Annotated in this window: 25 protein-coding genes; 13 read left to right on the top strand and 12 right to left on the bottom strand. The window is 67.3% G+C overall.

Annotation, left to right across the window (positions count from 1 at the left end):
• Window positions 1–57: 57 nt before the first annotated feature.
• Genes AWC25_RS17165 through AWC25_RS17190 form a run of 6 tightly spaced genes read right to left on the bottom strand, consistent with a single transcriptional unit; the run spans window position 58 to window position 4,914 of the window.
• Complete coding sequence (locus AWC25_RS17165; protein ID WP_085167150.1) at window positions 58–471, bottom strand: Zn-ribbon domain-containing OB-fold protein; 414 nt, start codon at window positions 469–471, stop codon at window positions 58–60.
• Window positions 471–1,673, bottom strand: coding sequence for a thiolase family protein (locus AWC25_RS17170; RefSeq protein ID WP_085167151.1), 1,203 nt, complete (start codon window positions 1,671–1,673; stop codon window positions 471–473). The genes AWC25_RS17165 and AWC25_RS17170 overlap by 1 nt, the downstream gene beginning before the upstream one ends.
• Window positions 1,670–2,110: a hotdog family protein gene (locus AWC25_RS17175; protein WP_069400600.1), complete on the bottom strand. Its 441-nt coding sequence runs from the start codon at window positions 2,108–2,110 to the stop codon at window positions 1,670–1,672. The genes AWC25_RS17170 and AWC25_RS17175 overlap by 4 nt, the downstream gene beginning before the upstream one ends.
• Before the next feature lie 7 nt (window positions 2,111–2,117).
• Window positions 2,118–2,618 carry a MaoC family dehydratase gene (locus AWC25_RS17180; RefSeq protein WP_069400601.1) on the bottom strand — a complete coding sequence of 167 codons (501 nt, stop codon included), beginning with the start codon at window positions 2,616–2,618 and terminating at the stop codon, window positions 2,118–2,120.
• Complete coding sequence (locus tag AWC25_RS17185) at window positions 2,611–3,732, bottom strand: acyl-CoA dehydrogenase family protein (protein WP_085167152.1); 1,122 nt, start codon at window positions 3,730–3,732, stop codon at window positions 2,611–2,613. Before AWC25_RS17185 ends, AWC25_RS17180 begins: the two co-directional genes overlap by 8 nt.
• A gap of 3 nt (window positions 3,733–3,735) precedes the next feature.
• Window positions 3,736–4,914: an acyl-CoA dehydrogenase family protein gene (locus tag AWC25_RS17190; RefSeq protein WP_085167153.1), complete on the bottom strand. Its 1,179-nt coding sequence runs from the start codon at window positions 4,912–4,914 to the stop codon at window positions 3,736–3,738.
• Window positions 4,915–5,077: 163 nt separating this feature from the next.
• Here AWC25_RS17190 and AWC25_RS17195 point away from each other — a divergent pair, with 163 nt between their 5' ends.
• From AWC25_RS17195 to AWC25_RS27020, 3 genes are all read left to right on the top strand, one after another.
• Window positions 5,078–5,674 (top strand): TetR/AcrR family transcriptional regulator, encoded by a 597-nt coding sequence (locus tag AWC25_RS17195; protein WP_085167154.1) that lies wholly within the window; start codon window positions 5,078–5,080, stop codon window positions 5,672–5,674.
• Window positions 5,671–6,495 carry a hypothetical protein gene (locus AWC25_RS17200; RefSeq protein WP_085167155.1) on the top strand — a complete coding sequence of 275 codons (825 nt, stop codon included), beginning with the start codon at window positions 5,671–5,673 and terminating at the stop codon, window positions 6,493–6,495. Before AWC25_RS17195 ends, AWC25_RS17200 begins: the two co-directional genes overlap by 4 nt.
• 129 nt (window positions 6,496–6,624) lie before the next feature.
• Window positions 6,625–6,789, top strand: a complete 165-nt coding sequence (locus AWC25_RS27020; protein WP_169717142.1) for a hypothetical protein — start codon at window positions 6,625–6,627, stop codon at window positions 6,787–6,789.
• Window positions 6,790–6,813: 24 nt separating this feature from the next.
• On the opposite strand, the gene AWC25_RS17205 is transcribed toward AWC25_RS27020, so the two are convergent.
• Window positions 6,814–9,516, bottom strand: coding sequence for an FHA domain-containing protein (locus AWC25_RS17205; protein WP_169717143.1), 2,703 nt, complete (start codon window positions 9,514–9,516; stop codon window positions 6,814–6,816).
• A gap of 102 nt (window positions 9,517–9,618) precedes the next feature.
• Between AWC25_RS17205 and AWC25_RS17210 the strand changes: the two genes are divergently transcribed.
• Window positions 9,619–9,834, top strand: a complete 216-nt coding sequence (locus AWC25_RS17210; protein WP_085167156.1) for a hypothetical protein — start codon at window positions 9,619–9,621, stop codon at window positions 9,832–9,834.
• A gap of 55 nt (window positions 9,835–9,889) precedes the next feature.
• Here AWC25_RS17210 and AWC25_RS17215 read toward each other — a convergent pair whose 3' ends face one another.
• A complete protein-coding gene (locus AWC25_RS17215) occupies window positions 9,890–10,927 on the bottom strand; it encodes an alpha/beta hydrolase (RefSeq protein ID WP_085167157.1) in 1,038 nt (345 codons plus the stop codon).
• Window positions 10,928–11,111: 184 nt separating this feature from the next.
• Between AWC25_RS17215 and AWC25_RS17220 the strand changes: the two genes are divergently transcribed.
• Window positions 11,112–11,957, top strand: coding sequence for an SDR family NAD(P)-dependent oxidoreductase (locus tag AWC25_RS17220; RefSeq protein WP_085167179.1), 846 nt, complete (start codon window positions 11,112–11,114; stop codon window positions 11,955–11,957).
• A 31-nt stretch (window positions 11,958–11,988) separates the two neighbouring features.
• Here the strand turns inward: AWC25_RS17220 and AWC25_RS17225 are convergent, their stop codons facing one another.
• Window positions 11,989–14,256: a molybdopterin oxidoreductase family protein gene (locus AWC25_RS17225; RefSeq protein ID WP_069400608.1), complete on the bottom strand. Its 2,268-nt coding sequence runs from the start codon at window positions 14,254–14,256 to the stop codon at window positions 11,989–11,991.
• A gap of 51 nt (window positions 14,257–14,307) precedes the next feature.
• The gene (locus tag AWC25_RS17230) at window positions 14,308–14,730 is read right to left on the bottom strand and encodes a PPOX class F420-dependent oxidoreductase (protein ID WP_085167158.1); all 423 of its coding nucleotides are present in this window, start codon (window positions 14,728–14,730) and stop codon (window positions 14,308–14,310) included.
• Window positions 14,731–14,901: 171 nt separating this feature from the next.
• On the opposite strand from AWC25_RS17230, the gene AWC25_RS17235 reads away from it, so the two are divergent.
• From AWC25_RS17235 to AWC25_RS17270, 8 genes are all read left to right on the top strand, one after another.
• Window positions 14,902–15,084, top strand: a complete 183-nt coding sequence (locus AWC25_RS17235; RefSeq protein WP_085167159.1) for a hypothetical protein — start codon at window positions 14,902–14,904, stop codon at window positions 15,082–15,084.
• Window positions 15,085–15,155: 71 nt separating this feature from the next.
• Complete coding sequence (locus AWC25_RS17240; RefSeq protein ID WP_069400610.1) at window positions 15,156–15,605, top strand: nuclear transport factor 2 family protein; 450 nt, start codon at window positions 15,156–15,158, stop codon at window positions 15,603–15,605.
• A gap of 92 nt (window positions 15,606–15,697) precedes the next feature.
• Window positions 15,698–16,120: a DoxX family protein gene (locus AWC25_RS17245; RefSeq protein WP_069400611.1), complete on the top strand. Its 423-nt coding sequence runs from the start codon at window positions 15,698–15,700 to the stop codon at window positions 16,118–16,120.
• A gap of 97 nt (window positions 16,121–16,217) precedes the next feature.
• Window positions 16,218–17,090, top strand: coding sequence for an alpha/beta fold hydrolase (locus AWC25_RS17250; RefSeq protein ID WP_085167160.1), 873 nt, complete (start codon window positions 16,218–16,220; stop codon window positions 17,088–17,090).
• A 214-nt stretch (window positions 17,091–17,304) separates the two neighbouring features.
• The gene (locus AWC25_RS17255; RefSeq protein WP_069400612.1) at window positions 17,305–18,489 is read left to right on the top strand and encodes an acyl-CoA dehydrogenase family protein; all 1,185 of its coding nucleotides are present in this window, start codon (window positions 17,305–17,307) and stop codon (window positions 18,487–18,489) included.
• A gap of 10 nt (window positions 18,490–18,499) precedes the next feature.
• Window positions 18,500–19,420, top strand: coding sequence for a biphenyl-2,3-diol 1,2-dioxygenase (bphC, locus tag AWC25_RS17260; RefSeq protein ID WP_069400613.1), 921 nt, complete (start codon window positions 18,500–18,502; stop codon window positions 19,418–19,420).
• The gene (locus AWC25_RS17265; protein WP_069400649.1) at window positions 19,420–20,892 is read left to right on the top strand and encodes an FAD-dependent oxidoreductase; all 1,473 of its coding nucleotides are present in this window, start codon (window positions 19,420–19,422) and stop codon (window positions 20,890–20,892) included. Before bphC ends, AWC25_RS17265 begins: the two co-directional genes overlap by 1 nt.
• Window positions 20,893–21,095: 203 nt before the next feature.
• On the top strand, window positions 21,096–21,938 hold the full coding sequence (locus tag AWC25_RS17270) for an IclR family transcriptional regulator (protein WP_085167161.1): 843 nt from the start codon (window positions 21,096–21,098) through the stop codon (window positions 21,936–21,938).
• Between the two features lie 125 nt (window positions 21,939–22,063).
• Here the strand turns inward: AWC25_RS17270 and AWC25_RS17275 are convergent, their stop codons facing one another.
• Window positions 22,064–24,211, bottom strand: a complete 2,148-nt coding sequence (locus AWC25_RS17275; protein ID WP_069400615.1) for an FUSC family protein — start codon at window positions 24,209–24,211, stop codon at window positions 22,064–22,066.
• Window positions 24,212–24,219: 8 nt separating this feature from the next.
• Window positions 24,220–25,047, bottom strand: a complete 828-nt coding sequence (gene fdhD / locus AWC25_RS17280) for a formate dehydrogenase accessory sulfurtransferase FdhD (RefSeq protein ID WP_085167162.1) — start codon at window positions 25,045–25,047, stop codon at window positions 24,220–24,222.
• Window positions 25,048–25,073 lie beyond the last annotated feature (26 nt).

The raw sequence follows: 25,073 nt of genomic DNA on the forward strand, positions 1-25,073 counted from the left end.
CCCGCACCGTGCCGTTGAGGGGATCGTCCACCTGCACCTCCGACCTCGCCGTTGAGATCACGCCGGCCGGTATCTGAGCAAAGTGATTCCGGCCTCGGGCAGATCGTAGAACACCGGCCGCACCCGCATGCCGATTCGGACGTCGTCCGGGCCGACCTCGACCAGCTCGGTGCTGATCCGGGGCCCGGCGTCCCATTGCACGACCGCCAGCAGTTGCGGCACGACGTCGGCCCACGGCGGACCGGTCGGCCGCCGGGCCACGGTGAAGGTGTACAGCGTTCCGGCGCCATTGATTTCGCGCCATTGCAGGTCGTCGGCCAGGGTGCCGGGAGCAAGGACGCGAGGGTAGAAGACGTAGCGCTGCAACGACGGCGAGTACTGCACCCGAATCCGGTGCTGCGCCAGCACATCCCAGAAAGGTTGCGAAACCGGTGTGGGCTCGGGCACCGGAACCGGTTCGGTGGTCTGCATCAGTCTCCCTGCATGATCAGTGCGACCTGCTCGCTCATGATGCCGCCGTTGCCGGTGACGAAGGCGGTGTGGCAGTCCGCGACTTGCGCGTCGGCGCCGCGTCCCATGAGTTGACGGGCGCCGTCGACGACATGGTGCATGCCGCCGGCCATCCCCGCCTGGCCAAACGAAAGTTGGCCGCCGGCCGTGTTCAGCGGAAAGTCGCCGCGGTAGGTGAGATCGTGCTGGGCTACCCAGGACATGCCGGCGCCCTTGGCGCAAAAGCCGGCATCCTCCAAGGTCATCAGCACCGTGATCGTGTAGCAGTCGTAGATCGAGGCGACGTCGATGTCGGACCGGTTCAGCCCCGCCATGGCAAAGGCCCGGTCCGCAGCGCGGGCGATCGGGGTATTCAGCAGCTCGTCGGCGTACGTGGGGGTCTTGAATGCGAGATGTTCGCCAAACCCCTTGACCCATACCGGGCGGTGCCGGCCACGCCGGGCCAGGTCCGCGTTGGCCAACAGCACACCCGCTCCCCCGTGCACCCGCATCACCGTCTCGAGCAAGTGGATCGGGTCGGCGATCATGGGGCTGGCCAGGACTTCATCTGCGGTGATCGGCGTCCCGTGAAACACCGCGCCCGGATGCGCGCAGGCGTTGGTGCGCTGGTCGACCGCGATCTTGGCCAACGCGGCGGGAGCGTAACCGAAGACGGCGGCATAGCGCTGCGCGATCTGCGCGTAGGGCGCATTCTGCCCCACGTTGCCATAGGGGATCTCGAATTCCGCCTGTGGCGACCCGTAGTTATTCGACGATGCCCCATACCAATTCGATGCGGCAGCCGGTCGTCGCCGTGATTGCGGCAAGGCCGCCGATCCGGGCACCACGGCAAGGGCGGCGTCGCAGATGCCGAGCTCGATCGCGGCGGCCGCCCGCCAGATCATGCCGGCCGACGTGGCCCCGCCCAAATCGACACGTTCACCGAAATCCAATGCCAGGCCCAAGTATTCGCACAGCGTGGCGGGGGCGAACATCGCGGACTCCGCCACGCCGTGCGTGAGCAAACCATTGATGTGCGACGGGTCGAGGCCGGCGTCGGCCACGGCCGCCTTCGCCAGCAACGCGTATTGGTCGAGGGTGAACCGCGGCGGCCCGGTCGGCCGGCGCTCGGCCGGTAATTCGGCGATACCGACGATGGCCGCCTCGCCCCGCAGGCCCGTCACGATGGACCTGCGCGCCGGGGCAGCTCGACCATGGCGGTGCCGGGCATCAGGACGGCGTCGTCACGGCGGCCGGCGATCTCGAGATCCACCAGCCCCGCGCCGTGCTCGGACACACGCTTGGCAGTGACCGTGCCGCCGAACGTCAGTGCCTGGCCGGGGAAGGCGGTCGCCCGGTTCTGCACCGAGAACGACACCAGGCGGCCGCGCCCGCCGAGCCAGCCGCCGAGCACGCGGGCCAGCAGCGCCGCTTGCAGGGGCCCATGCACGAGCACGTTGTCGTAACCTTCGACATCGCGCGCCCAATCTTTGTCGTAGTGAATGCGGTGACCGTTGTAGGTGGCGGCGCTGAAGAAGAACAGCTGGGTTTCGTCGATGGTGACGGTCAGCTCGGGGATCTGCGCACCCACCTCAACGTCGTCGAAATACACCTGTGTCATGGCATTCCTAGGGTCGGGCGATCATCGAGGTCGAGGCTTCGGCCACCAGGTCGCGGTGTTGATTCCGGTACACGCTGTGCCAGGTGACCAGGACGAATCTGCCGGAGCGGCCCAGCTTTTCGACGATCGACTCGATGGTGCGGACCATCTCGATCTCGTCGCGGTGATACGCCGGCAGGTGGAAGGTGAAGGTTTCGCCGCCGGCCATCCGTTTTGGTGCACGGGGAAACGCCAGCCCACCGGATACCGCGCCGGAGGATCCGTCCGGCCGCAGCGCATCAAGACGCGTCACGCCGAGCACCGCGTACTGCAGGAAAAGCGGTGGACAGATGATGTCGCGGTAACCGTTGGCACGGGCGAACGCCGGATCGAAATACAACGGGTTGTGGTCCCCTACCGCTGCTGCCCACCGTTGCCAATCACGGTGCAGCACTTCGCCGGTCGCCGTGGCAGCAACCGAACCCACCTGCGCCGCCGCGGCGGCGTCGATCAGTGTGTCCTCAGTCATGGGCTTCCTCCAGGGTTTCCTCCAGCCAGGTTGCGGCGACGTCGGCCCCACCACCGAGAATCGAACCGGCCCTTGCCCGTTCGCTCCACAGGTGAAGATCGGTTTCCGTCACATATCCAATCCCGCCATGCAGTTGATGGGCGTCCAGCGTGGCCAATCGTGCCGCCGCGCCCGCGTGTATGCGTGCGATGGCGGTTTCGCGGGTGGCCGTCCGCCCGCGCCCGATCCAGAACACGGCCGCGTGCGCGGCCAACCGGGCCGCGGCCACGGCGATGTGCATGTTGGCGACGAGATGTTGCGCCGCCTGGAAGGAGGCGATTGGGCGGTCGAATTGCCGGCGCAGCTTCGTGTACTCGACGGTGCGGTCCAGGACCGCTTCGCCGACACCGACCAGATCGAGTGAGCCTAAGGCCACCCCCGCGTTGGCCAGCCGGCGCAGTACGGGCCGGGTGGGCTGGCCGTTGTCGAGCACCGCCTCGCGCCCGACGACCACGTCGTCGAAGCACACCGTGCACGACTGGTGACCGCCCGCCATAGGAAGCGGCTTGACGGTCACGCCCGGTGCGCGGGCCTCGACGGCGAAGACCAGCACGCGGTCCCCCGCCGCAGCCGACACCACGATGACGTCGGCGATGTCGGCGTCCGCGACGTAGTCCGCGGTTCCGTTGAGCCGCCACCGCGGCGGGGCGGCCTCGGCACGCAGCACGGCGGAGATATCGGCCGCATCGCGCGCGTTCCACAGCGCATGCGTGCCGCGGGCCTCACCGCGCACCAGCAGCGGCAGCCAGCCGCCCTTGACGTCCGGCGATCCCAGCTGGTCGATGGCCAGCACCGCGGCCAACGTGCTGTGCACGGACGTCGGACACAGCGCACGCCCGGACTCGGTGTAGAACATGGCCAGGTCGGCGATGGCGCCCCCGGCGCCGCCGTACTCCTCGGCAACGGCGAGGCCGAAGACGCCCGCGTCCGCCAACGCCTGCCACAGCGCCGGGACGATCCGATCGGCGCCGGGTTCGCCGAGACCACGCACCAGGGTCACCGGGCAGTGCGCGGCCAACAGCGCACGCAGCGAGGCCGCGAACGCGCGTTGCTCGGCGTCCAGGATCGGCTTCACCGGTCACCGCCCATAGGAGGGCATCCCGTGGCCGCGCTGGGCGATCACATCGCGCAGCACCTCGTTGGTCCCACCGCCGAAACGCATCAGGGGTGCGGCGCGGTAGAGCCGCTCGAATTTTCCTGCCAGCGGCGCATTTTCGCTGCGATGCGCGAGCAGGCCGTCCGGGCCCAGCAGATCGAGTGCCAGGTCGGCGATGCGCTGCCGCAGTTCACTGGTGAAGATCTTCTCGACGCTGACCTCCACCGACGGCATCACGCCGCTGTCGAGCAGGGCGGCGGCCTCATAACCCATCAACGCCGCCACCTCGACGTCGGCCTCCGCCCGCACCAGGCGGCGGCGAAGGGCCACGTCGTGGCTCGGCACCGACCCGTCGCGCCGCGGTTGGCGGGCGAGTTCGCGTAAGTCGTCGACGGCGCGACGCAGATCGCCCGCATTGGTCAGCGCGCCCCGTTCCAGGTCGAGCGCACCGGTGATGTATTTCCAGCCGCGGTTGACCTCACCGACCAGATTGCCCACAGGCACCCGCACGTCGTCGAAACGGACCTCGTTCGTCCGGTAGCCCGACCACGCGTAGAGCGGACGGATCTGGACACCCGCCGCGTCGACGGGAACGATGATGACCGAGATTCCGCGATGGCGTTCGCTGCCGGGATCGGTACGCACGCAAAGCCATTCGTGGGTGGCCCGCTGCGCCGTGCTGTTCCAGATCTTGCTGCCGTTGATCACCCAGTGGTCGCCGTCGCGGGTCGCCCTGGTCCGCAGGTTGGCCAGGTCCGTTCCCGCGTCCGGCTCGGAATAGCCGACGGCGCAGATCATTTCACCTCTGGCGATCAGCGGCAGCCATTCCATTTTGTTTTGTTCGGTGCCGTGTCGCATGATCATCGGGGCCACCGAGGTGACGGTCAGGTCCGGCCCGGGCACGCCCCAATATTCGAACTCGCTCATCAGCAGGTGCTGGTACACCGCCCCGAGGCCCAGCCCGCCGTATTCGCGAGGCCAATTCAGGCCGAACCAGCCTTTGGCACCGATCTTGCGGCGAAATCGCGTCACTTCGCCGCCAGGCAGCTCCAGATCGTGTTCGCCCAGTTCGGCTCGCAATTGCGCGGTGACGTTCTCGCGGAGGAACTCACGGACTTCGTCGAGCCACGCGCGTTGCCCGGCGTCGAGTTCGAAGTCCACTCCGGGCCACCTCATCCTTTCCATCCGGCGGCGTCAGCGTAACGCCAGTGCCGCGTTTCGCCCGCCATTTTCGTCGGGACGACGATCACCGGTGCCGCATGCGGCAACACTTGGCTGACGGCCGTCATTGACGCTCGTCAGCGAAATCGGGTAGGTTGCCGGCATGCCGTCATCGGTGACGAACGCCAGGGAGGCGCAGCGACTGACGACCCGCGATCGCCTGTTCGACGCGGCCGTGGCCGAGATAGGGCAGTCCGGACTGGCCAAAGCGGACGTCGCCGCGATCGCCGCGGCCACCGGGGTCGCGCGCGGCACCTTCTATTTCCATTTCCCGACCAAAGAGCACGTGCTGGTGGAGCTGGAGCGGGCCGAGGAGGCGAAAATCGTGGCCAAGCTCGCCAAGACCCGCAAAGCCGGCGACCTGCCGTCGATGCTGAGGCTGCTGGTGCGTCAGGTCTTGGCCGCCGAGGAGCGGCTCGGGCCGGTGGTTTTCAGGGACATGCTGGCGCTGCATTTTTCGCCGACGCGCCCGATCGAGGACGAAACCGCCGAGCACCCGCTCGCCGAGTTCGTGATCGCGGCGGTCGAAGACGCGCGGGCCGCGGGACGGGTGCCAAGCGACGCGGACCCCGCCGAACTGGGCGTGATCTTCATGACCGGCCTGTTCGCCTTGCTCGCCACCACCGCGGGCACCAATACACGTGTCGTCCTGTTGGACCGCTACGTCACGACCATCGTCAGGGGAATGGGGGCGCCGTGACCGGCACCGGCATCGAGGGCTACCGAATCTTCCTAGCGCACCGCGACGGCGACGCCGACCTGCTGCACCGCCGGCTGGCCAACCGCGAGGAGTTCTTCACCTCGCTGGAGGCCGATCCGGTGCGCTCGGCCCGTCCGATCGACCGGCAGGTGTTTCTGCGGAATTTGCGCCGCCGCCGGCCCGAACCGGGCCTGTCGCGCGAGATGTTGTTCGCGTTGGCCACCGCGAAGCTCAACCAGGCGGAGCGGTTCGGGGTGGACTTGGGCGACACCTACGGGCGCATCGGTGGCGCCGACCAACCGCCGGAGCGCGTCTATCTCGCCCTCGAGGAGCACTACCACACTCGCCTATTGGCTTACGTGCTGGACGTTTTCGAGCTGCCGTACCAGGTGGTGATACCTGACTTGGTGTTGCGCCAGTTCGTCAAGATGCAGGTGTTTCTTCCCGAACGCGTCGGCTTCCCCTTCGTCGGCGCAGCGGAGATGGCGGGCTGCATCATGTTCGACGAATTACGCCGCGTCGGTGTCGAATTGTTCGCCGACGAACCGGCGGTGTCCGCGCGCATCGACCTGCTCTACACCGAAATTCTCACCGACGAACTGGGCCGTGTCGGCTATTGCGCGGCCCGGTGCAGTGCTGCCGAGCGCCGGCTAATGCGTTGGCTGTACCCGCTTTTCGGCCGGCTCATCGCCCGCCAGACTGCTGAGATCAGCCTCCTGACCGACCGCGCGAAATTGCGTGCACGCCTCGATGTGCCCTTCGACGCCGACGAACTCGCCGCCGGGGTGCGGAACGAAACGTTCGTCGCCTCGCACCCGTGAATCGAGCGGCACAACAGCATCTTCTGTAAATACACTGTCAAACTCCCGTTAAAACCCACGCTCAACGACGCGGAAAAGCTTCCGGGCTGGAATGCTTTTCGCATCGGCGCGACGAAATCGGGAGATGTCATGCCAACTATCGAGACGCGGCTCCGCCAAGAGCTGCACAACTATGCCGTCGAGTTGCGCCAGCTGGCGTACACCCTGCCGAACGGGGTCGGCGAGCATGGACTGCTCCAGCTGTCCGAGCGGATGCACGCGGCCGCCGAACAGGTGGTCCGCAGGGGAGCTTGACCCGTCCGGCATCACCGACGATGCTCAGCGCCCGCCCTTGAGGCGAATCTTCCAGCGCACAAAGGTCAGGTAGGCGATGCAAAGCACGATCAGCATGCTGGTGTCCAACCACCACGCGCTGGCCGTATGGCGCCAGTGAGAATCCTTGGGCGACACCGGACCTGGTACCAGCTGATTGAGGTCCGCGGTCGACGCCGAGGCCGCAAAACCCCAGCGCGCTGGCGTCGCCCAGGACATCTGGTCCAGGCCGAGGCGTCCGGTGACCGGGATCATCCCGCCGGAGAAGACCAGCTGTGACATGACCGCCACCACCAGCAGGGGCATGATCTGGTCGTTGGATTTCGCGACGGACGACAACAGCAGACCCAGCATCGCCGACGCGACGGTGGTCAGCGCGACGTCCACGAACAGCTCCAACCCGGGCCTGCCCAACACCACCGCGCCGTGCGTCGGTCCGCCCTTGCCGATCAGTGCGATGATGGTCACGATCGCGGACTGCGCGACCGCGAACACGGTGTAGACGCAGACCTTGGCCATCAGGTAGGCGGTAGTGGACAGGCCGACCGCCTGCTCGCGCAGGAAAATCGCGCGTTCACCGATGAGGTCGCGGATGGTCAGCGCCGTGCCCATGAACACCGCACCGACGTTGAGCAACACCAGGATCTGGCCCGGCTCGTTGGGCGCGGACCCCATCGGATTCGGCGTACCGAATCCGACGTCGCCGGGCACCGACATCGACAGCGAACCCATGATGAACGGCAGCAGCGCCAGGAAGACGAAGTAGCCCCGGTCGGAGACGATCAACCGGACCTGCCGGCGCGCGATCGTGGAGAACTGCCGCAGCAGGCTGGTGTGCGACGGGTCGCCGATCTCGGCCGGCTCCTCTGCCGGCGGCGGGGGCGGCGGCGGACCGGTGCGTGCCAGGTACTTTGCCTTGGCGCCGTCCGGATCGCCCGCCACCGAGCTGAAGATGTCGGCCCAGTTCGTGGTGCCCATCGCCGGGCCGATCTGGGCGGGCGGCCCGCAGAACGCGGTCTTGCCGCCGGGCGCCAGCAACAGCACCTGGTCGCAGACGTCGAGATAGGTCAGCGAGTGGGTGACCACCAGCACCACCCGGCCGGCGTCGGCCAATTGCCGCAGCATGGTCATGACCTGCCGGTCCAGCGCGGGATCCAGGCCGGACGTCGGCTCGTCGAGGATCAGCAGCGACGGCCCGGTCAACAGCTCCAGCGCCACCGACGCGCGTTTGCGCTGACCGCCGGACAGCTTGTCGACGCGAGTGTGCAAGTGCTGGGTCATCTCCAGCTCCTCGAGCACCCGCGCCACCACCTGCTCACGGTCGGCCTTGGTGGTGTCCGGCGGCAGTCGCAGTTCAGCGGCATATCCCAGCGCCTGCTCGACCGTCAGCTGGCCATGCACGACGTCGTCCTGCGGGACCATGCCGATCCTGCTGCGCAGCGAGGCGTATTCGGCGTGCACGTTGTGGCCCTCAAAGGTCACCGTGCCCTTGGTGGGATGGGTGTAACCGGCCACCAACCGGGCGAAGGTCGATTTGCCCGCGCCCGACGGGCCGATGACCGCCGTGAGCGTTCCGGGGCTGGCGGCCAGGGAGATCTCGTCCAGCAGGGTCTTGTTGTTTTCGATCGTCCAGGTGACCCCGCGCACGTCGAGGCCGCCGAGACGGGTCTGTGCGGCGGTGTCGGCGTCGCGCCGGGCCAGCTTGCCGTCGGCGAAGACCAGGTCGATGTTGCCGATGGTGACGACGTCGCCGTCCTTGAGCAGCGCGGAATCGACCCGCGCGCCATTGACGAAGGTGCCGTTGATGCTCCGGTTGTCCTGAATCTCCGTGCCGGCCGGGGTCGGTATCAGGGTCGCGTGATGCCGGGACGCGAGCACCTCGGGAATGACGATGTCGTTGTCGTTGGCGCGGCCGATCCGGATCGCCCCCGGTACGTCGGCCCCCGACCGCCCGGGCCGCAAAATTTTCATCATCGACGTCGCCAGGTTGGAGGCGTCACCACCCACCCGGCCGGTCATCGTGGTCGGCGTTTCGGCCGCTGGAGCCGGCGGCGCCGGTGCGGGTTGCGCGCGGTAGATGTGTGGTGTCGATCCGGTGGCGGGGCCGGCCGAATGCGTGCCGGTCGGGGAATGCGGCGGGCTGGGCTGGGGGCCGGTTGCGTGCGTCGGCACCGGGCCGGACGGGGAATGCTGAGGTGGTCCGGAGGGCGGGCCCGAGGGCGGGCCGGGCTGCGCGCCGGTGGGCGGGTGTGCGGGCGAGGGCCGGGCGTGCGGCGGGGGTTGGGCCGGGCCAGGCCAGGCCGGACCGGTCGCGGGCCGGGCCCCAGCTAGCCGTGGCTCGCCGGCGTGGTTGACCAGCGGGATCGACGTCGTGGGGGGCGGGGTGCCCGCCGACCCCTGATGGCGACCGACCTCGAAGGTCAGCACGGGCCCATCGGGGTTGCCGATGTTGATTCGCTGGCCGTCGTGAATCTCGACGGCCGGTACCCGGCGGTTGTTGACATACAGACCGTTGAGGCTGCCGTTGTCGATGGCGATCCAGCGGCCCTGGTCGAAGCGCACCAGTAGATGTATCCGGGAGATCAACGGGTGCGCGATGCGGACGTCAGCCCGCAGGTCGCGCCCGATGACGACGTCGTTGCCGGGTGCGAAAGTCCGCTGGGATCCCTCGTACCGCACGGTCAGCACAGGTGGGGCTGGTCGACTCACGAGCCCACTGTATCGACGTTGACGGCAAACGGGGACCAGTCGCCGATACCCGCTTCGGATCGGCGGGGGTTTGCCGACGGCACTACGGGTAAGCTCACGGTCATGCCTGGCAACGATGGCGGATTCCCCGACGATGTCCCGATCGCCGATGCCGTCGAACAGCAGCGCGCGACCGACGACTTTTCCGTGCTCGACGATGACGATGACGCCGAGCTGGAGATTGAGGGCGAATTGCCTTTAGAAGCAACGGAATCCGATTGGCAAGAGCAGCAAGAGGTGATTGTCATCGATCCCGATTTCGAGGAACCCGGTCAATAAGGGCGCCGCGGCCGTCACCGCATCCGCGGATATGGCTGGCGCCCAATCGCTTTGATCAGCCCGCGTTGGCGACGACCTGCTCGAGCGCGGGCTCCGCGGTGACTTCCTTGATGAAATCGCCGAGCAGTCGGATGGCACGCCGCCCTTCCGGCAGCACCTCCGCCGCTATCGGAAAGTCGTGGATCTGGCCTTCCCAGACATGCAGATCACAGGGAATCCCGTTGGCTTCCAAGCGTTCTGCCATAAGCTCGGCGTCCGGGAGCAAGAGCTCGTCGGAACTTGCGTGGATGGTGACCGGCGGCAGGCTCGACAGGTCGGCGTCGACCGGCGATACCACATGGCTTTCGGAAGAGCCAGGCCCGTCTGGAATCTCCACCTCGCCAAGGTAGCGGGTGAAGATCGACAACGCCGCGCCGGTGAACATCGAGCACTTCCGGGCATTACGGTGGTTGAGTTTGCGGGTCGGATCGGCGTCGGTGAACGGCGAAATGGTGGCAATCCCCGCAGGGTTGGCGACGCCGGTGTGGATGGCGGCCAACGTCGCCATGAACGCGAGATACCCGCCGGCCGAGTCGCCGGCCACGACGATGCGCTCATCGTCGAATCCCCGGCGCTTCAACCACCGCAGACCACAAAGACTGTCGTCAATCGCGTCGGCAATCTGGTGCGCGGGCAATTTCCGGTACCCGACGATCAGCACGGCGGCATCCGCCGCTTTGGACAGGCGACTTACCAGGGCGCGGTGGGTGTTGACGCCGCAGGTGAGAAATGCGCCGCCGTGCAGGTACAAAATGGCCCTTGTCGGGGATACGCCGGGCGCACATATCCATTCGGCGTTGCACTCGTCGAGGCGGACGACGTCCACTTGCGCTTGGGACGGCAGCCGCGGCAGCATACCCGCGAAATCGTCGACATATCCCAGCGGCCAGCGCAGATTTGGCTGCACGGCCCAGGCGCGCACAACATTTTTCACGATCAACCGAGTGGCCAGCGAGACCGCGATCGATTGCGGACTGCGGCGGTGGTGGATTCGCCGCTTCGGTGTCGTATGCAGCGCCTTAGTTGGCGTCTTCGTTGGCGTCTTGGTTGGCATGTCATCACCCCCAGAACTCGCGGATACCCGCCGCCGCAAAGCCAAAACCGCCGGTACACCGGCATTTAACGGCGCAACATTTCCGGTTTATCGCCAGCAAAATCTGGGTACTGCATCCCTTGGATTGTGTCCGCGACTCGGGCTGGCTGCGCAGCGAATTCCGCGCATGTTCGAAGATGTGTATATGGACCAGTCAATTCAGTTCAGCCGCATGCTGGCCGACCGGGTGGCGGTGGTGACCGGAGCTGGGGGCGGCATCGGCGCGGCCACCGCCGAACTTTTCGCCGAACATGGCGCGCGGGTCGTCATTGCCGACATCGATGCCCAACGCGCGCAACGTACCTCGGAGCGCATCACCGCGTCCGGCGGGTCGGCCCTGGTGGTGGTCACCGATGTTCGCGACGCCACACAGGTCGCCACCCTGGCACACACGGTAATGGGCCGGTTCGGACGGGCAGACGTGTTGGTCAACAACGTTGGCCACTGGCTGCGTCATCCGGGAAACTTCGTCGACACCGACCCGCAATTCTGGGATGAGCTCTACCACATCAACCTTCACCACGTCTTCCTGGTCACGCGCGCGTTCCTGCCGGCCATGATCGCTCGACGGCGCGGCTCGATCGTCAACGTCTCCTCCGTCGAGGGATTGCGCGGCTACCCCGAAGACCCTGTCTACGCCGCATTCAAGGCCGCCGTCATCCATTTCACTCGCAGCCTCGCCGTGCAGGTGGGTCAAAAAGGCGTGCGGGTCAACGCGGTTGGCCCCGACGTCACCGAATCGCTGCAGGTGCCGTATTCGCAGTGGCTTGCCCCCGAAGAACATGCCCACTGGCCACGGTGGGTTCCCGTCGGGCGGATGGGCCGGCCCGAAGACCAGGCGCGGGTGATCTTGTTCTTGGCCTCGGAATTGGCGGCATTCGTTACCGGCCATACGATTCCGACCGACGGTGGCACCGGTGCGGCCGGCGGCTGGTTCCGTTCGTCCCGCCGGCCAGACCGGGAGTGGACCAACCGGCCGATCGCACCCTGATCGCTCGGCCGTTTCGGCGTCGCTGCGGCAATCAGCTCAACGACACCGGTTGTGCGGCTTCAAATCTGGCTTGGTCGGGCACGACGGTCACCGGAATCCCGTTGAGGGCACCGTTTCCCGAGGGCTCGTCGACAAACGTCGGCGGGGAAAGCGCGTTGGTGTTGGCGCCGGGTGAAACGTTGGCCACCGACATGCGCGTGCCGGGTTTGCCGTGTCCCCAGCCATGCGGTAACGACACCACCCCGGGCATGACCGCATCGGTGATCTCGACAGGCACCTTGATCTCTCCGGCGGCCGACTTCACGGTGACGACGTCGTCGTCCGTGACACCACAGCGGGCCGCGTCGTCGGGGTGAATCAGCAAGGTGCACCGATCCCTTCCCTTCATCAGGGCGGGCACGTTGTGCAGCCAGCTGTTGTTGGAGCGCAGATGCCGGCGGCTCACCAGGACCAGCGGTTCGGCGGGCCGCTGCAGCCGCGCCGCCAGGCGGGGCAGGTCGTCGAGCAGATACTGCGGGGCAATTTGAATCTTCTTGTCGGGGGTGTCCAGGATGTCGGGCAATTGCGGCACCATCGGCCCGAAGTCGATACCGTTCGGGTTGGCCTTGAGCAGATCCAGCGTGAGCCCGCCGGGGTTCGTGCCGTACTGGTCGCCGAACGGCCCGGTCCGCAACGTCAGGTCGAGTATCCGCTCGGGGCCGCCGCCCATACCGGCAGCGGCATAGTGCTTGCGGAGTTCGGCACCATCCAGGCCGCGGGTGAATGCCAGGTAGTCAAAGAAGCCGTCGTCTATCGCGGCGACGTCGACGTCTTCGGCGGGTGTGCCGGTGCACAGGCCGGTCAGGCGGATCAAGATTTCCCACTCGTGCGGGCGCTCACCGGGATCGAACACCGGCGCGGAGTAGTTCGCGATGCTACGGATGGCGAAGAGCAGGATCAGATCGTCGTGGTGCGGTTGCTCGAGGGGTGACAGACCGGGCAGGATCACGTCGGCGTGCCGAGTCGTCTCGTTGATCCACAAGTCGATCGAAATCATCGCCTCCAGCGTCGGCAGCACCTCGTCGAGCTTGTCGCCGCCGGGCGTGGACAAGACCGGGTTGCCGGCGACGGTGATCAGCGCCTTGAGCTGCCCCTCCCCGGGGGTGGCGATCTCCTCGGCCATGCAGGATACGGGCGCTTGCCCCAAGACCTCCTTGGCGCCGCGCACCCGGGTGTGCCACCGGCCGAATTCGGGCCGGCCACCCTCGAGCCCGGGCAGCGGCTGGGTGGTGATCGACCAGGCCGCCGGCCTCGGAAACATCGCCCCGCCGGGCGTGTCGAAGTGACCGGTCAAGATGTTGACCACGTCGACGAGCCAGCTGGCCAGACTGCCGAACTCCTGATTGCACAGCCCAATTCGGCCGTACACCACCGACCGCTCGGTGCCCGCGAGTTCGCGCGCCAATCGGCGGATGGTGTGGCCGTCGATGCCCGTGACGGCGCTGACCCGTTCCGGCGGCCATTCGGTGGCGACCCGTCGCAGGGTGTCGACCCCGTCGACGTGGGGTCCGGGGTTGATCAGATCTTCGGCGAAGAGCGTGTGCACCACCGCCAACAGCAGCGCCGCGTCCGTGCCCGGCACAATCGGAAGCCATTCGTCGGCGTGGGCCGCGGTCTGCGTGCGCACCGGATCGATCACAATCACCTTGCCGCGCCGGCGAATTCCGTCGATCAGTCCCATCACGTTCGGTGCGGCCAGCAGCGAGCCCTGCGACGCGGCCGGGTTAGCGCCCATGATGATCAACAGATCGGTGCGTTCGATGTCGGGCACCGGGAAGTTCCACCACAGGCCATACATCAGGTGCGACGAGAGGTTTTTCGGCCATTGGTCCACCGTGCCGGGCGAATACGTGACCGGCATCCCGGACATGCCCATCAGCACCCCGGCGTAACGTGCCAGCGAGAAGGAGTGCGCTAACGGGTTGCCGGTGTAGGCCGTCACCGCGCCGATGCCATACCTTTCGATCACCGGGGCCAGCAGTTCGGTGCACCGCCGAAATGCTCTGTCCCAGCTGACTTCCTGCCAGGCACCGTCGACCTTGATCAGCGGCCGGCGGATGCGGTCCGGGTCGTGGTGCACGGCCCCCAGCGATACGCCCTTCGGACACAGGTGCCCGCGGCTCCAGACATCGTCGGGGTTTCCCCGGATGCCGGTGACCCGGGCATCCTCGGGACCGCCTTCAACGTGAATCTCCAAGCCGCACATGGCTTCACACAGTGGACACGTCCGCAGGTGCTTGCTGTCGATGCCGGGTCTCATTCACCCACTGTATTGCGCTACCGCGGGTAGCGGAAGTGGCAGATGCCGATCTCAGGCCCAGGGGCCGATGCCGCCCACCTTGTCGATGTGAATGTGGTTAAGGTATCCCGGCGGGGAGTCGTCCGGGGGAAACTTCAGGTCGGGGTTACCCAGCAGCGGGTTCAGCTCCTTCAGCAGCTCGGGGGCGCCGCCCTCCACGATGCGCGCGGTCCCGGTGATCGACAGGAAGGGCCGCATGCCCTGCTCCGCCCCGCCCGTCGACACGATCGTGACGGCGACCCGGGGATCGTTGCGGATGTTGCGCAGCTTCTTGTAGTCGGCCAGATGCGCGCTGACGAGTTCGTCGCCATCCGGGGTGGACCGCAGTGCCACCCACACCAGACTCACCTGGGGACTGCCGTCGGGGTTGATGGTGACCAGGGTGGCGTCGGCGCCCGGGCCGATGAATTTGCGTGCGGCTTCGTTGAGTTCCATGCGCTGTTCTACCGCGACGTGGCGTGATTCATTCCCACCCCTTCGCCGTCGCCCCATTACTTGAATCAGGTGTGAATCGCCCCGGGCGACTGGTCACCGGCGACACGTGCGCCCTAGCGTCGAACACGACCTGAACACCGGAACCGGGAGCCACCCGCCACGGGCGCAGATATGACTGATCACGAGCCTCCGACACACATCGAATACCTGCGCCGCGAGGTGCTGGCCCGGATCGACGCACACCCTTTAGATGACTGGTCCCCCGCGTTGCTGCGGGCTGTGATCGCCGTGTTCGACCTGAACGGGGTCATGCCCGTGCCCGTCCACCGCTTTACCCCGCGGGTCGTCAAGTAAGACGGCACGACGATGCCCGTGACTAGGGTGCTAATCCGTACGGTGGGGGCACTCGATGAGGAGTCACGGCCATGCAGACGTGGGAATTGATTGCCCGAGAGCAGATCCGCGACACCCTCGCCCGCTACAACTGGTCGGGTGATGCGGGACGTCTCGACGGATTGGCCGAGACGTTTTGCGACGACGGTGTGCTTGAGATTCGGGGTGCCGAACCGCTGCGCGGCAGGCGCGAGATCACGGCCTTCCTCGGCGGCGTGACCGGACGCGTCGCCACCGACGCACGTGTCAAGCCGATTGTCCGGCACAACCTCGCCAATGTCTTGTTCACCGCGCTGACGCCCAGCGAGGCGCGAGTTTCGTCATACTTCACCGTCGTCACCCACATCGGGCTCGATCATTGCGGACGCTACCGGGACACCCTGGTACCCGCCGGCGGCACCTGGCTGATCAAGCACCGCAACGTGTCCACGGATTGGACCGCCGCCGACTCGGTCATGGCCCGGCCCGCGCCGGGCGCGTAACCCGTGTCGGCACAAGCACATTCATACCGGCGTGAGCTGACCGGTATCCTCGGCGGCGTCGGGTTTTGTCACTACGGCGCCGGGAGAACGACATGCCTGAAACCGACCGCGCTCTTGGCTACTTGCTGCTGCGGTTGACCATCGGCGCGAGCTTTTTCGGCCACGGCGTGGTCCGGATGCCCAAGCTCGGGGCGTTTCACGCTCATCTGACGGGCGAGTTCACCAAGTCGTATCTGCCCGGCTTCCTCGTCTCTGGGTGCGGTTACCTGCTGCCGTTCGCCGAACTCATCATCGGAGTTCTGCTCTTGATCGGCGCGTTGACCAGGGCCGCCGCGGTCGCCGGTGTGCTGTCGATGATCATCCTGGTCATCGGCGCAACCTCGATCGAGCACTTCGACGTGGTCGTCGAGCAACTGGTGCACGCGATCATGTTGTCGGCGGTGGTCGCCTTGCGGGAATACAACCGATTTTCGATCGACGAGCTGCTGACCCGCCGCCGATCAGTCCCCGCCTGAGGCCGACCGGCACCCAAGACCCCGACTGTCCACACCGGTGACCAGTAAGCGGAACACCGGTCCCGCGCCGCCCGGGCGACATGGCAGGGTGAGGACCGTGGCGAATACTTCTGCGGTGACCGTCGAGCAGGACCTGCGTGAGATCGATACTCCGAAAGGCGCACTGCGCTACTACGACTGCGGATCGAACTCCGCGCCGACGCTGCTGTTCCTGCACGGGTCGGGTCCCGGAGTGACTGGGTGGCGCAACTTCCGCGGGATCCTGCCCACCTTCGCCGAGCATTTCCGCTGCCTGATCCTGGAATTTCCCGGTTTCGGGGTCACCGACGACCTCGGTGGCCACCCGATGGTGACCGCGTTCGGCGTGGTGCGGCCGTTCCTGGACGCACTCGGTGTCGACAAGGCGCACGTCGTCGGCAACTCCATGGGCGGCGGCGTCGGCATCAACTTCGCGATCGGCAATCCGGACCGCATCGGCAGGCTGGTGACTATCGGCGGCATCGGCACCAACATTTTCAGTCCCAGCCCCAGCGAGGGAATCCGGCTGCTGCAGGAATTCGTCGAGGATCCGACGCGGCAGCGGCTCGTGGACTGGCTCAAGTCGATGGTGTACGACCAGGCACTGGTGACCGACGAACTCGTCGAAGAACGCTGGCAACTGGCCACCGACCCCGTCGCCCTGGACGCCGCGCGCCGCATGTACGGCAAGGCGGCGTTCGCCGCGATGAACTCGGCGATGAGCGCGTCGGACCGGCCGTTCCCCTGGGCCGTGCTGCACAAGGTGGCGGCACCCACGCTGCTGACCTGGGGCCGCGACGATCGGGTGAGCCCGCCCGACATGGCGCTGATCCCGATGCGCACCATCCCGAACGCGGAACTACACATCTTCCCGAACTCGGGACACTGGGCCATGATCGAAGCCCAGGCCGCGTTCGAAAGCACGGTGCTGGGCTTTTTGTCCCGCGGTTAAGCTTCGCCCGCAAGGTGTTTCGCCAGCCGCGCGTGCGCGCTCGCCCTCGGACACCGAGAGCCGCACGCGCGACGTGGATGGTCTCCTCATGTCGGGCGGGCCGAGCACATTCGCCGGGCCGGCCGCTCATTTCCGTCCGCTGATCGGGATTCCTGCCGGGCCGGGCGAGGACTGCGGTAGACCATTACCTAGCCCCCCACAGTAAGGACACGACATGAGCGACCGCGTACTCGACCGGGTTGTGGCGATGGCGGATCAGTTGCGTGATCAGGCCGCCGAGGCCGAGCGCATTGGTCGGCTTACCGATGACACGGTCAAGTTGATGAAAGGGGCCGGCCTGATCCGGTTGCTGCAGACCAAGCAGTACGGGGGCTTTGAGGTCCATCCTCGTGAGTTCGCCGAGACGGTGATGGCCACGGCGGCGCTGGATCCGGCGGCGGGCTGGATCGTGGGCGTGGTTGGGGTGCACCCTTACCAGTTGGCCTATGCGGATCCCCGGGTCGCGGCCGAGATCTGGGCCGACGATGTGGATACCTGGATGGCCTCCCCGTACGCGCCCCAGGGGGTGGCCAAGCCGGTCGACGGGGGTTATCTGTTCAACGGGCGGTGGCAGTTCAGTTCGGGCACCGATCACTGCGATTGGATCATTCTGGGGGCCATGCTCGGTGACAAGAACGGGGTGCCGTTGCTGCCGCCGCAGATGCTGCACATGATTCTGCCGCGCACGGACTACGAGATCGTCGAGGACTCGTGGAATGTGGTGGGGCTGCGGGGAACCGGGTCCAAGGACGTCATCGTCTCCGACGCGTTCGTGCCGAGCTACCGGACGATGGACGCGACGAAGGTGATGGACGGCACCGCACAGCGGGAGGCCGGTATGACCGAGGCGCTGTATTTGATGCCGTGGTCGACGATGTTCCCGCTGGGCATTTCGGCGGCGACCATCGGCATCGCCGAGGGGGCCTTGGCGGCGCATCTGGATTACCAGCGCGGGCGCGTCGGCGCGACCGGGACCGCGATCAAGGACGACCCGTACGTCATGTACGCGATCGGGGAGGCCGCCGCCGACATCAACGCCGCCCGTCAGGAGTTGCTGGCCAACGCCGACCGGATCTATGACCTGGTCGCGGCCGGCCAGGAGGTGTCGTTCGCCGACCGCGCCGCGGGGCGTCGCACCCAGGTGCGCGCGGTGTGGCGTGCGGTGTCGGCGGTCGACGAGATCTTCGCCCGGTCGGGCGGCAACGCGGCGCGGATGGACACTCCGCTGCAGCGGTATTGGCGGGACGTGCACGTCGGGCAGATGCATGCCATCCATGTCCCCGGCACCACCTATCATGCGGCGGCGCTGAGTTCGATCGGCATCGACCCGCCCGAAGGCCCGCTGCGGGCGTTGATCTAAGGAGCGTTCGGTGAGCCACCTGAAAAGCCTTGGCTACGTGACCATTTCGACCAGCGACATCGACCGCTGGCGGCATTTTGCCTTCGGCGTGCTGGGTTTCGCCGAAGGCTCCCCTAGTTTCAGAGGCCCCGACCCCTCGGCGCTGTATCTGCGGATGGACGAACGTGCGGCGCGGTTGATCGTGGTGCCGGGTGAGACCGATCGGGTGCTCACCATCGGCTGGGAGGTGCGCGACCACTCCGGGCTGCAGCGGGTCAAGGCGGCACTCGACGGCGCCGGGGTGTCGTTCAAGCAGCTCTCCGTCGACGAGGCCGAGACCCGCCGGGTCGAAGAGGTGATCAGCTTCGAGGATCCGGCCGGTACCACGCTCGAGGTGTTCCACGGCCCGGTGCTCGATCACAGCCCGGTCGTCACGCCGTTCGGCGCGCGATTCGTCACCGGCGATCAGGGCCTGGGCCACGTCGTGGTGCCCGCCATGGACCCCCATGGTGCGTTCGAGTTCTACACCGAGGTGCTGGGTTTCCGCTCCCGCGGGGCGTTCCGGGTGCCGCTGCCCAAAGAGTTCGGCCCGGTGCGAGTCCGGTTTTTGGGCATCAACGAACGCCATCACAGCCTGGCGATCGTGCCGGCCGCGCATATGCGCGACCCGCGACTAGTGCACATCATGGTCGAGGTCGACACCCTCGACGCGGTGGGTCAGGCGCTGGATCGAGTGAACGCCGAAGGCTTCCAGCTGTCGTCCACGCTGGGCCGGCACACCAACGACAAGATGGTCTCCTTCTACGTCCGGGCGCCGGGTGATTGGGACATCGAATTCGGCACCGACGGCATGCGGGTCGACGAAACCTATTACACCGCAGAAGAAATCACCGCCGACAGCTATTGGGGCCACCAGTGGGTGGGCGAGATGCCGGCGGCGATGCGGCTGTGATGTCCCAGACGCCGGACCTCGACGTGACGCCGGTCCCGGCGTCGTTGATCACCGCCTGGGACTACGAGGCGGACGTGGTGATCGCCGGTTACGGCGTCGCGGGAGCGGCCGCCGCGGTCGAGGCCGCGCGGTCCGGTGCCGAGGTCCTGGTCCTGGAGCGCACCGGCTCGTGGGGCGGGGCGGCGGCCATGGCCGGCGGATTCATCTACCTCGGCGGCGGCACACCCATCCAAACGGCTTGCGGTTTCCCCGATTCCGTCGACAACATGGCGGCGTTCCTCAACGTCGCGATGGGGCCGGGAGCCGACGAGAACCGGATCGCCGACTACTGTGCGGGCAGCGTCGCGCACTTCGACTGGCTGGTCGGCTGCGGGGTGCCGTTCAAGGCCGAGTTCTTCGCCGAACCCGGTTGGGAACCGATGGGCGACCAGGGCCTGATGTACAGCGGCGGGGAAAACTCCTTCCCGTTCAACACCATCGCCACCCCCGCCCCGCGCGGGCACGTCCCGCAGATGCAGAACAAGAAACAAGGTGAAGCCAGCGCCGGCTACATGCTGATGAAACCGCTCGTCGACACCGCGACCGCCGCCGGCGCACGCGCCCTTTATGACGTGCGGGTGCAGCGTTTGATCGTCGCGTCCGACGGCCGGGTGGTCGGCATGTGCGCGCGCCGATACGGCTCCGAACTGACCATCCGGGCGCGCACCGGCGTCGTGTTGGCCACCGGAAGCTTCGCTTACAACGACGCGATGGTGGCGCGCTACGCGCCGCGCATCGCCGGCCGCCCGGCGGCCTCCATCGAGCAGCACGACGGGCAGGCGATCCGGATGGCGCAAGCGTTGGGCGCCGATCTGGCCCATATGGACGCCACCGAGGTCGCGATCTTCATCGATCCCCAGCAGCTGGTGCGCGGCATCCTGGTCAACGGCCGCGGCCAGCGCTACGTCCCCGAAGACACCTACCCGGGCCGCATCGGGCAGCTCACCCTCTATCACCAGGACAACACCGCGTACCTGATCGTCGACGACGACGCCCAGCAGGAGGCCATGGCCTCGGTGTCGCCACGGCTCATGCTCCGCCAGCCGACCTGGGTCGCCGACACCGTGGCCGAGCTGGAAGCCGACATGGGTCTGGCGCCGGGTTCGCTGCAGGCGACCGTGGCCGCCTACAACGAGGCCGCCGCCCGCGGCGAGGACCCCCTGCTGCACAAAAAGCCTGAGTGGATCAAGCCGATCGGCAGCCCGGTCGGCGCCATCGACCTGCGCCAAAGCACCGGCGGGTTCACCCTGGGCGGGCTGGCCACCACGCTGGACGCCGAAGTGCTGCACGTCAACGGCGAACCCATCCCCGGCCTGTTCGCCGCCGGCCGCTCGACCGCCGGGCTGGCCGCCTGGGGCTATGCCAGCGGCGTCTCGCTCGGCGACGGCAGCTTCTACGGCCGCCGCGCCGGCCGCTCGGCCACCAAGGGTTGACGGGCACGCGAGCCTAACCACACTGCGAAAAGGCACGCCGAAACTCGCAGTGCAGTTAGGCTCGCGGACCGCGAGCGTCGGACACCCGCATCCGACAGCTTCGAGTGTGGTTCGCGGGGGTGTGACAGCGGCCACACGGTGTGGTACACACATATTCCTAATAGGAATATGTCAGCCCGACCTGCCGCGGCGTTGGAGGACCGATGTCAAAGATCGCTGCACCCGTCGAAGGCAGCACCCCCACGGCCGTCATCGACCGCATCTCGCTGGTTCTCGACGCCTTCGACGGGCCGGGCCGACTCACTTTGGCCCAGATCGTCCGCCGCACCGGCCTGCCCCGCTCCTCGGCGCACCGGATGCTGGAGCGCCTGGTGCAGCTGCGCTGGCTGCGCCGCAACGGCCACGACTACGAGCTGGGCATGCGGCTGGTAGAACTCGGGTCGCTGGCCGTGCATCAGGATCGGCTGGTGCAGGCGGCGCGTCCACTGCTGGGCGAGTTACACCGGGCCACCGGACTGGTCGCCCATCTGGCGGTGCTGGACGGCCCGGACGTCGTCTATCTCGACAAGGTCGGCGACCGGATGGCCGAAATCATCCCCACCCGGGTCGGCGGTCGCCAACCTGCGCACTGCACCGCAGTCGGCAAGGCGATCTTGGCCTACGGCCACCAGGACGCCGCGGTGAACCTGCAGGTTCGTCAAACCAAGTACTCCATCTGCACCGGGCCGCACCTCGCCGCGGAACTGGCCAAGGTCCGCGCGCGCGGCGTCGCCTTCGAACGCGAGGAGTCGTTTCCCGGATTCGGTTGTGTCGCAGCCCCTATCGGTGATATTGGCGGGGATCGCGACGTCGTGGCCGCGGTTTCGGTGTGCGGACCGACGCGTCGCATGATGTTCGATCAGCGACTCACCGCCCCCGTGCGCATGACGGCGATGGGCATCTGGCGCAACGCCGAGGACGGCCCGGCACGGGTAGCACCCGCCCTGCAGCCGCTACGCCCGCTGCTTCCCCAGCGCCCCGTCCGCAGCGCGCTTCGGTATGCGTGAACTCATTCGCCGGGAGCGTCACGATCATCTCGAAACGCGCTGCACCGCAGACCGTTCCGCGCTCCACGTAGTCGACTCATTCGGGGTTCAGGTCGTTTGACCCGGAGGTGGTCGTTCACGAGACGTCATGAGTCCGACGGATAACTGAGTTCAAGTTCGCCGAGGCCGGCGGCGACCGTGACCAAGGGCAGGGCGGCGTCGACCGCATCACCGCGTGCCCCGTCGCAACGCAGCGCCGGCACAAACTCATCGATGATCGGCCGTGGCGGGTGCACGGATTCACCGCGCAATTTGGCCGACATGGATCGAGCATGAGCCTCCAGCACGGCGCGCGCGTTCGCATACGCCGATCGCGGCTGGGCCGGTGGCACTTCGGCGATCACGTCGGAGGTCAGGCGCAGCCGCGTGATGCGATTGGCCGCTTGCACCACCGGGGTGCGCAGGTCGGCTTCGCTGCCGGTTTCGGAAAGATAATGTCGCACAGCGTCATCGACGGCCCGGTCGGCGGCCATCGCAACGTAACCGAGCACCGCTACCGGGTCATCGGTGGCGCCGCCGGTGACGCGCAGCACCGCGGCGTGCAGATATCCTGCGTTGGCTTGCAGGGCCGCCCGAATCAGTTCCGTTATCGCCGCGGTCGCTCCCCGTGGCCATAGCAGCAGCGACGCGACGATCGCCACCGTCGAGCCTAGGACGACATCCTCGATGCGCAGCAACCCAATTCGCCAGCCCGTGGGCGCGATGAGATTGAGGATCACCAAAACGGTCATCGTGATCGCAGCCTGACCCGCGGCGAACGAGCGTTGCGGTAGGTAGGTAGCGCTGAAGACGGCGACGGGTAGCAAAAGCCACAGCATCTTGGGGTCCACTCCGAAAGCGGCGATGAGCGCTCCCCCGACCGCGACGCCCACCGCCGTGCCGGTCACGGCGCGGATCACCTTGGTACCGGTGCTCAGCGCGCTGCTGCCGAGCACGATCATGGCGCCCAAGGCGACCCAAAAACCGTGTTGCACGGAAAACAGATGACTGACGGCCACCGCGAGCGCCAAGCCGGCCCCGGTGCGCACACTGTTACGGGCCGAGACCGCGCGCGTCGCGAGGAAAGCGGTGGGGATGGCGGCCACCGCCAGGGGTTCGGGAATCAGCCTCGCGGCGCTGGCTGTCTTCGGCAGCCGCAAACCGAGCGCGCGTGCCCACACCGGCCGCGCGTCGGCCGCGGCCGCCGCCGCCACCACCGACCCGGTGAGAGCGACCGCCGTGGTGATCGTTCGCCGGCTCAGCACTTGGCGCCCGGTGGCGATGGCGGCCGCATCGTCGATTTCGCTCAAGATCCACACCACCTCGTCGCGGTAGCAGCTGCCCTCCACGGAACGCAGGTGGATGACCGCCCGGTCCAGGGCCGCGCGGTCGAGATCACGCTGCGCGGGTGACGACCACAGCAGAACTTTGCTGCACTCCTCCAACACGGCGATGGCCGGCTGGGTCATCGGCCCGAGCGCGGCAGAATGAACGTCGGCGAGCCGGTCGCGGATTAGTTGCAGATTGTCGACGACCCGGACGAGCGCCTGGCTGCCCGCCGTGAGTCCGGCCGGGCGCACGTTGGTGGCGAGGTAATTCGCGTGCAGGGCGTCCATCGCGGCGACGACGTCGGCATCCGAGCCGGTGCCGCGGAGCCGGGACGCTAACGCGACGCAGGCACGGGCGGCGTGATCGCGTAGCCGTCCGCGGTGACGCGCGGGCAGCAGAAACAGGGCGGCAGGCACGCAGGTCGCCAGTGCGATCGCCCACCCCAGCAGTCGCTGATCGACGGGCCCGGACGGAGTGGAGGCCGGCCACAGATAGAGCAGCAGGGTGGCGCGCTGTCCGGCGGACATCGTCTCGCTCACCACGCCAGCCAGGGTGACCGCCGCACCGAGCACGAACGTCAAGGCCACGGCGAACCACAGACGCGACGAGACGGCCGTGCCCGCGGCGATCAAGACGAACCCGTTGACGCCGAGCCCGAGGTATCCGACCGCGCGGTTTTGTCGGTTGCCCGGAAAGTCGGTGAAAATCATCAGCCAAAACGCGCCGAGCAGCGCATACAGTGGCGCCTCGGTGCCGCCCGCGGTGACCAGGCCCAGCGCCGCCGCGACGGGCACCGTGATGCCCGCGCGGGCAGCGCGTCGCAGCGTATCTTGCCGCGAGCCCGGTTCGCGCCGTCGCCGGTCCGGTGACTGGATCGGGCGCAGTGGCGAACGCGCCGTCGCGTCGGTGGGGCCGATTCGTGGCATGGCCGCTCCTATCCGATGATCCGGTCGGGGCGCGTGTAGACGTTCATGGATTCGCCGCGCAGGAACGCGACCAGGGTGACTTGCGATTCGGCGGCAAGATCGACCGCCAGCGAGGATGGCGCGGACACCGCCGCCAATACGGGAATGCCGGCCATGACGCATTTCTGGGTCAATTCGAACGACGCGCGCCCACTCACCAGTAACACCGCACCCGAGAGGGGAATCCGCTCGCGTTCGACCGCCCAACCGATCACCTTGTCCACCGCATTGTGACGGCCGATATCCTCCCGGGCCACCAGCATGGTGCCGTCGGGCTCGAACAACGCTGCCCCGTGCAATCCACCGGTGGCGGTGAAAATCTTTTGCGCCGAACGCAATTGGCGGGGCATATCGGTCAGGGTCGCTGCGGCTACGCGGGGGCCGCGGCCGGTGACCGGATGGCGGGTCGTGACCCGCACCGCCTCGAGGGAGGCCTTGCCGCATACGCCGCATGACGACGTCGTGTAGAAGTTGCGACCGATATCGACAACGGGTGCCGGGACGTTCGGGTTCAGTGTCACGTCAAGCACGTTGTACGTGTTGGTACCGTCACCGGCTCGCCCTCCGGCGCAGTAGCGCATGGCCAGCACGTCGTCGCGGTGCGCGACGATTCCCTCTGTCAGCAAAAACCCTTGCGCCAGTTCCATGTCCACTCCCGGGGTCCGCATCGTCACCGTGATGGCACGGCCGCCGATGCGGATTTCGAGCGGCTCCTCGACGACAAGCGTCTCCCGGCGAATAGTGCTGGCCTCCGTGGTGAGCCGCCGCGCCACGCAACGCGTCGTTATCCGACCCATTAGCCCACCTTCCCGAAGGCGTAACG

This window comes from Mycobacterium sherrisii, assembly GCF_002102355.1.
In the GTDB taxonomy this organism is placed as follows: Bacteria; Actinomycetota; Actinomycetes; order Mycobacteriales; family Mycobacteriaceae; genus Mycobacterium; species Mycobacterium sherrisii.

What these genes read in the sequence shown, in the direction of transcription:
- AWC25_RS17165 (WP_085167150.1), bottom strand. Translation starts at nt 471, where the DNA reads ATGCAGACCACCGAACCGGTTCCGGTGCCCGAGCCCACACCGGTTTCG.
- AWC25_RS17175 (WP_069400600.1), bottom strand. Translation starts at nt 2,110, where the DNA reads ATGACACAGGTGTATTTCGACGACGTTGAGGTGGGTGCGCAGATCCCC.
- AWC25_RS17180 (WP_069400601.1), bottom strand. Translation starts at nt 2,618, where the DNA reads ATGACTGAGGACACACTGATCGACGCCGCCGCGGCGGCGCAGGTGGGT.
- AWC25_RS17195 (WP_085167154.1), top strand. Translation starts at nt 5,078, where the DNA reads ATGCCGTCATCGGTGACGAACGCCAGGGAGGCGCAGCGACTGACGACC.
- AWC25_RS27020 (WP_169717142.1), top strand. Translation starts at nt 6,625, where the DNA reads ATGCCAACTATCGAGACGCGGCTCCGCCAAGAGCTGCACAACTATGCC.
- AWC25_RS17210 (WP_085167156.1), top strand. Translation starts at nt 9,619, where the DNA reads ATGCCTGGCAACGATGGCGGATTCCCCGACGATGTCCCGATCGCCGAT.
- AWC25_RS17215 (WP_085167157.1), bottom strand. Translation starts at nt 10,927, where the DNA reads ATGCCAACCAAGACGCCAACGAAGACGCCAACTAAGGCGCTGCATACG.
- AWC25_RS17220 (WP_085167179.1), top strand. Translation starts at nt 11,112, where the DNA reads ATGGACCAGTCAATTCAGTTCAGCCGCATGCTGGCCGACCGGGTGGCG.
- AWC25_RS17225 (WP_069400608.1), bottom strand. Translation starts at nt 14,256, where the DNA reads ATGAGACCCGGCATCGACAGCAAGCACCTGCGGACGTGTCCACTGTGT.
- AWC25_RS17230 (WP_085167158.1), bottom strand. Translation starts at nt 14,730, where the DNA reads ATGGAACTCAACGAAGCCGCACGCAAATTCATCGGCCCGGGCGCCGAC.
- AWC25_RS17235 (WP_085167159.1), top strand. Translation starts at nt 14,902, where the DNA reads ATGACTGATCACGAGCCTCCGACACACATCGAATACCTGCGCCGCGAG.
- AWC25_RS17240 (WP_069400610.1), top strand. Translation starts at nt 15,156, where the DNA reads ATGCAGACGTGGGAATTGATTGCCCGAGAGCAGATCCGCGACACCCTC.
- AWC25_RS17245 (WP_069400611.1), top strand. Translation starts at nt 15,698, where the DNA reads ATGCCTGAAACCGACCGCGCTCTTGGCTACTTGCTGCTGCGGTTGACC.
- AWC25_RS17255 (WP_069400612.1), top strand. Translation starts at nt 17,305, where the DNA reads ATGAGCGACCGCGTACTCGACCGGGTTGTGGCGATGGCGGATCAGTTG.
- AWC25_RS17265 (WP_069400649.1), top strand. Translation starts at nt 19,420, where the DNA reads ATGTCCCAGACGCCGGACCTCGACGTGACGCCGGTCCCGGCGTCGTTG.
- AWC25_RS17270 (WP_085167161.1), top strand. Translation starts at nt 21,096, where the DNA reads ATGTCAAAGATCGCTGCACCCGTCGAAGGCAGCACCCCCACGGCCGTC.
- AWC25_RS17275 (WP_069400615.1), bottom strand. Translation starts at nt 24,211, where the DNA reads ATGCCACGAATCGGCCCCACCGACGCGACGGCGCGTTCGCCACTGCGC.
- fdhD (WP_085167162.1), bottom strand. Translation starts at nt 25,047, where the DNA reads ATGGGTCGGATAACGACGCGTTGCGTGGCGCGGCGGCTCACCACGGAG.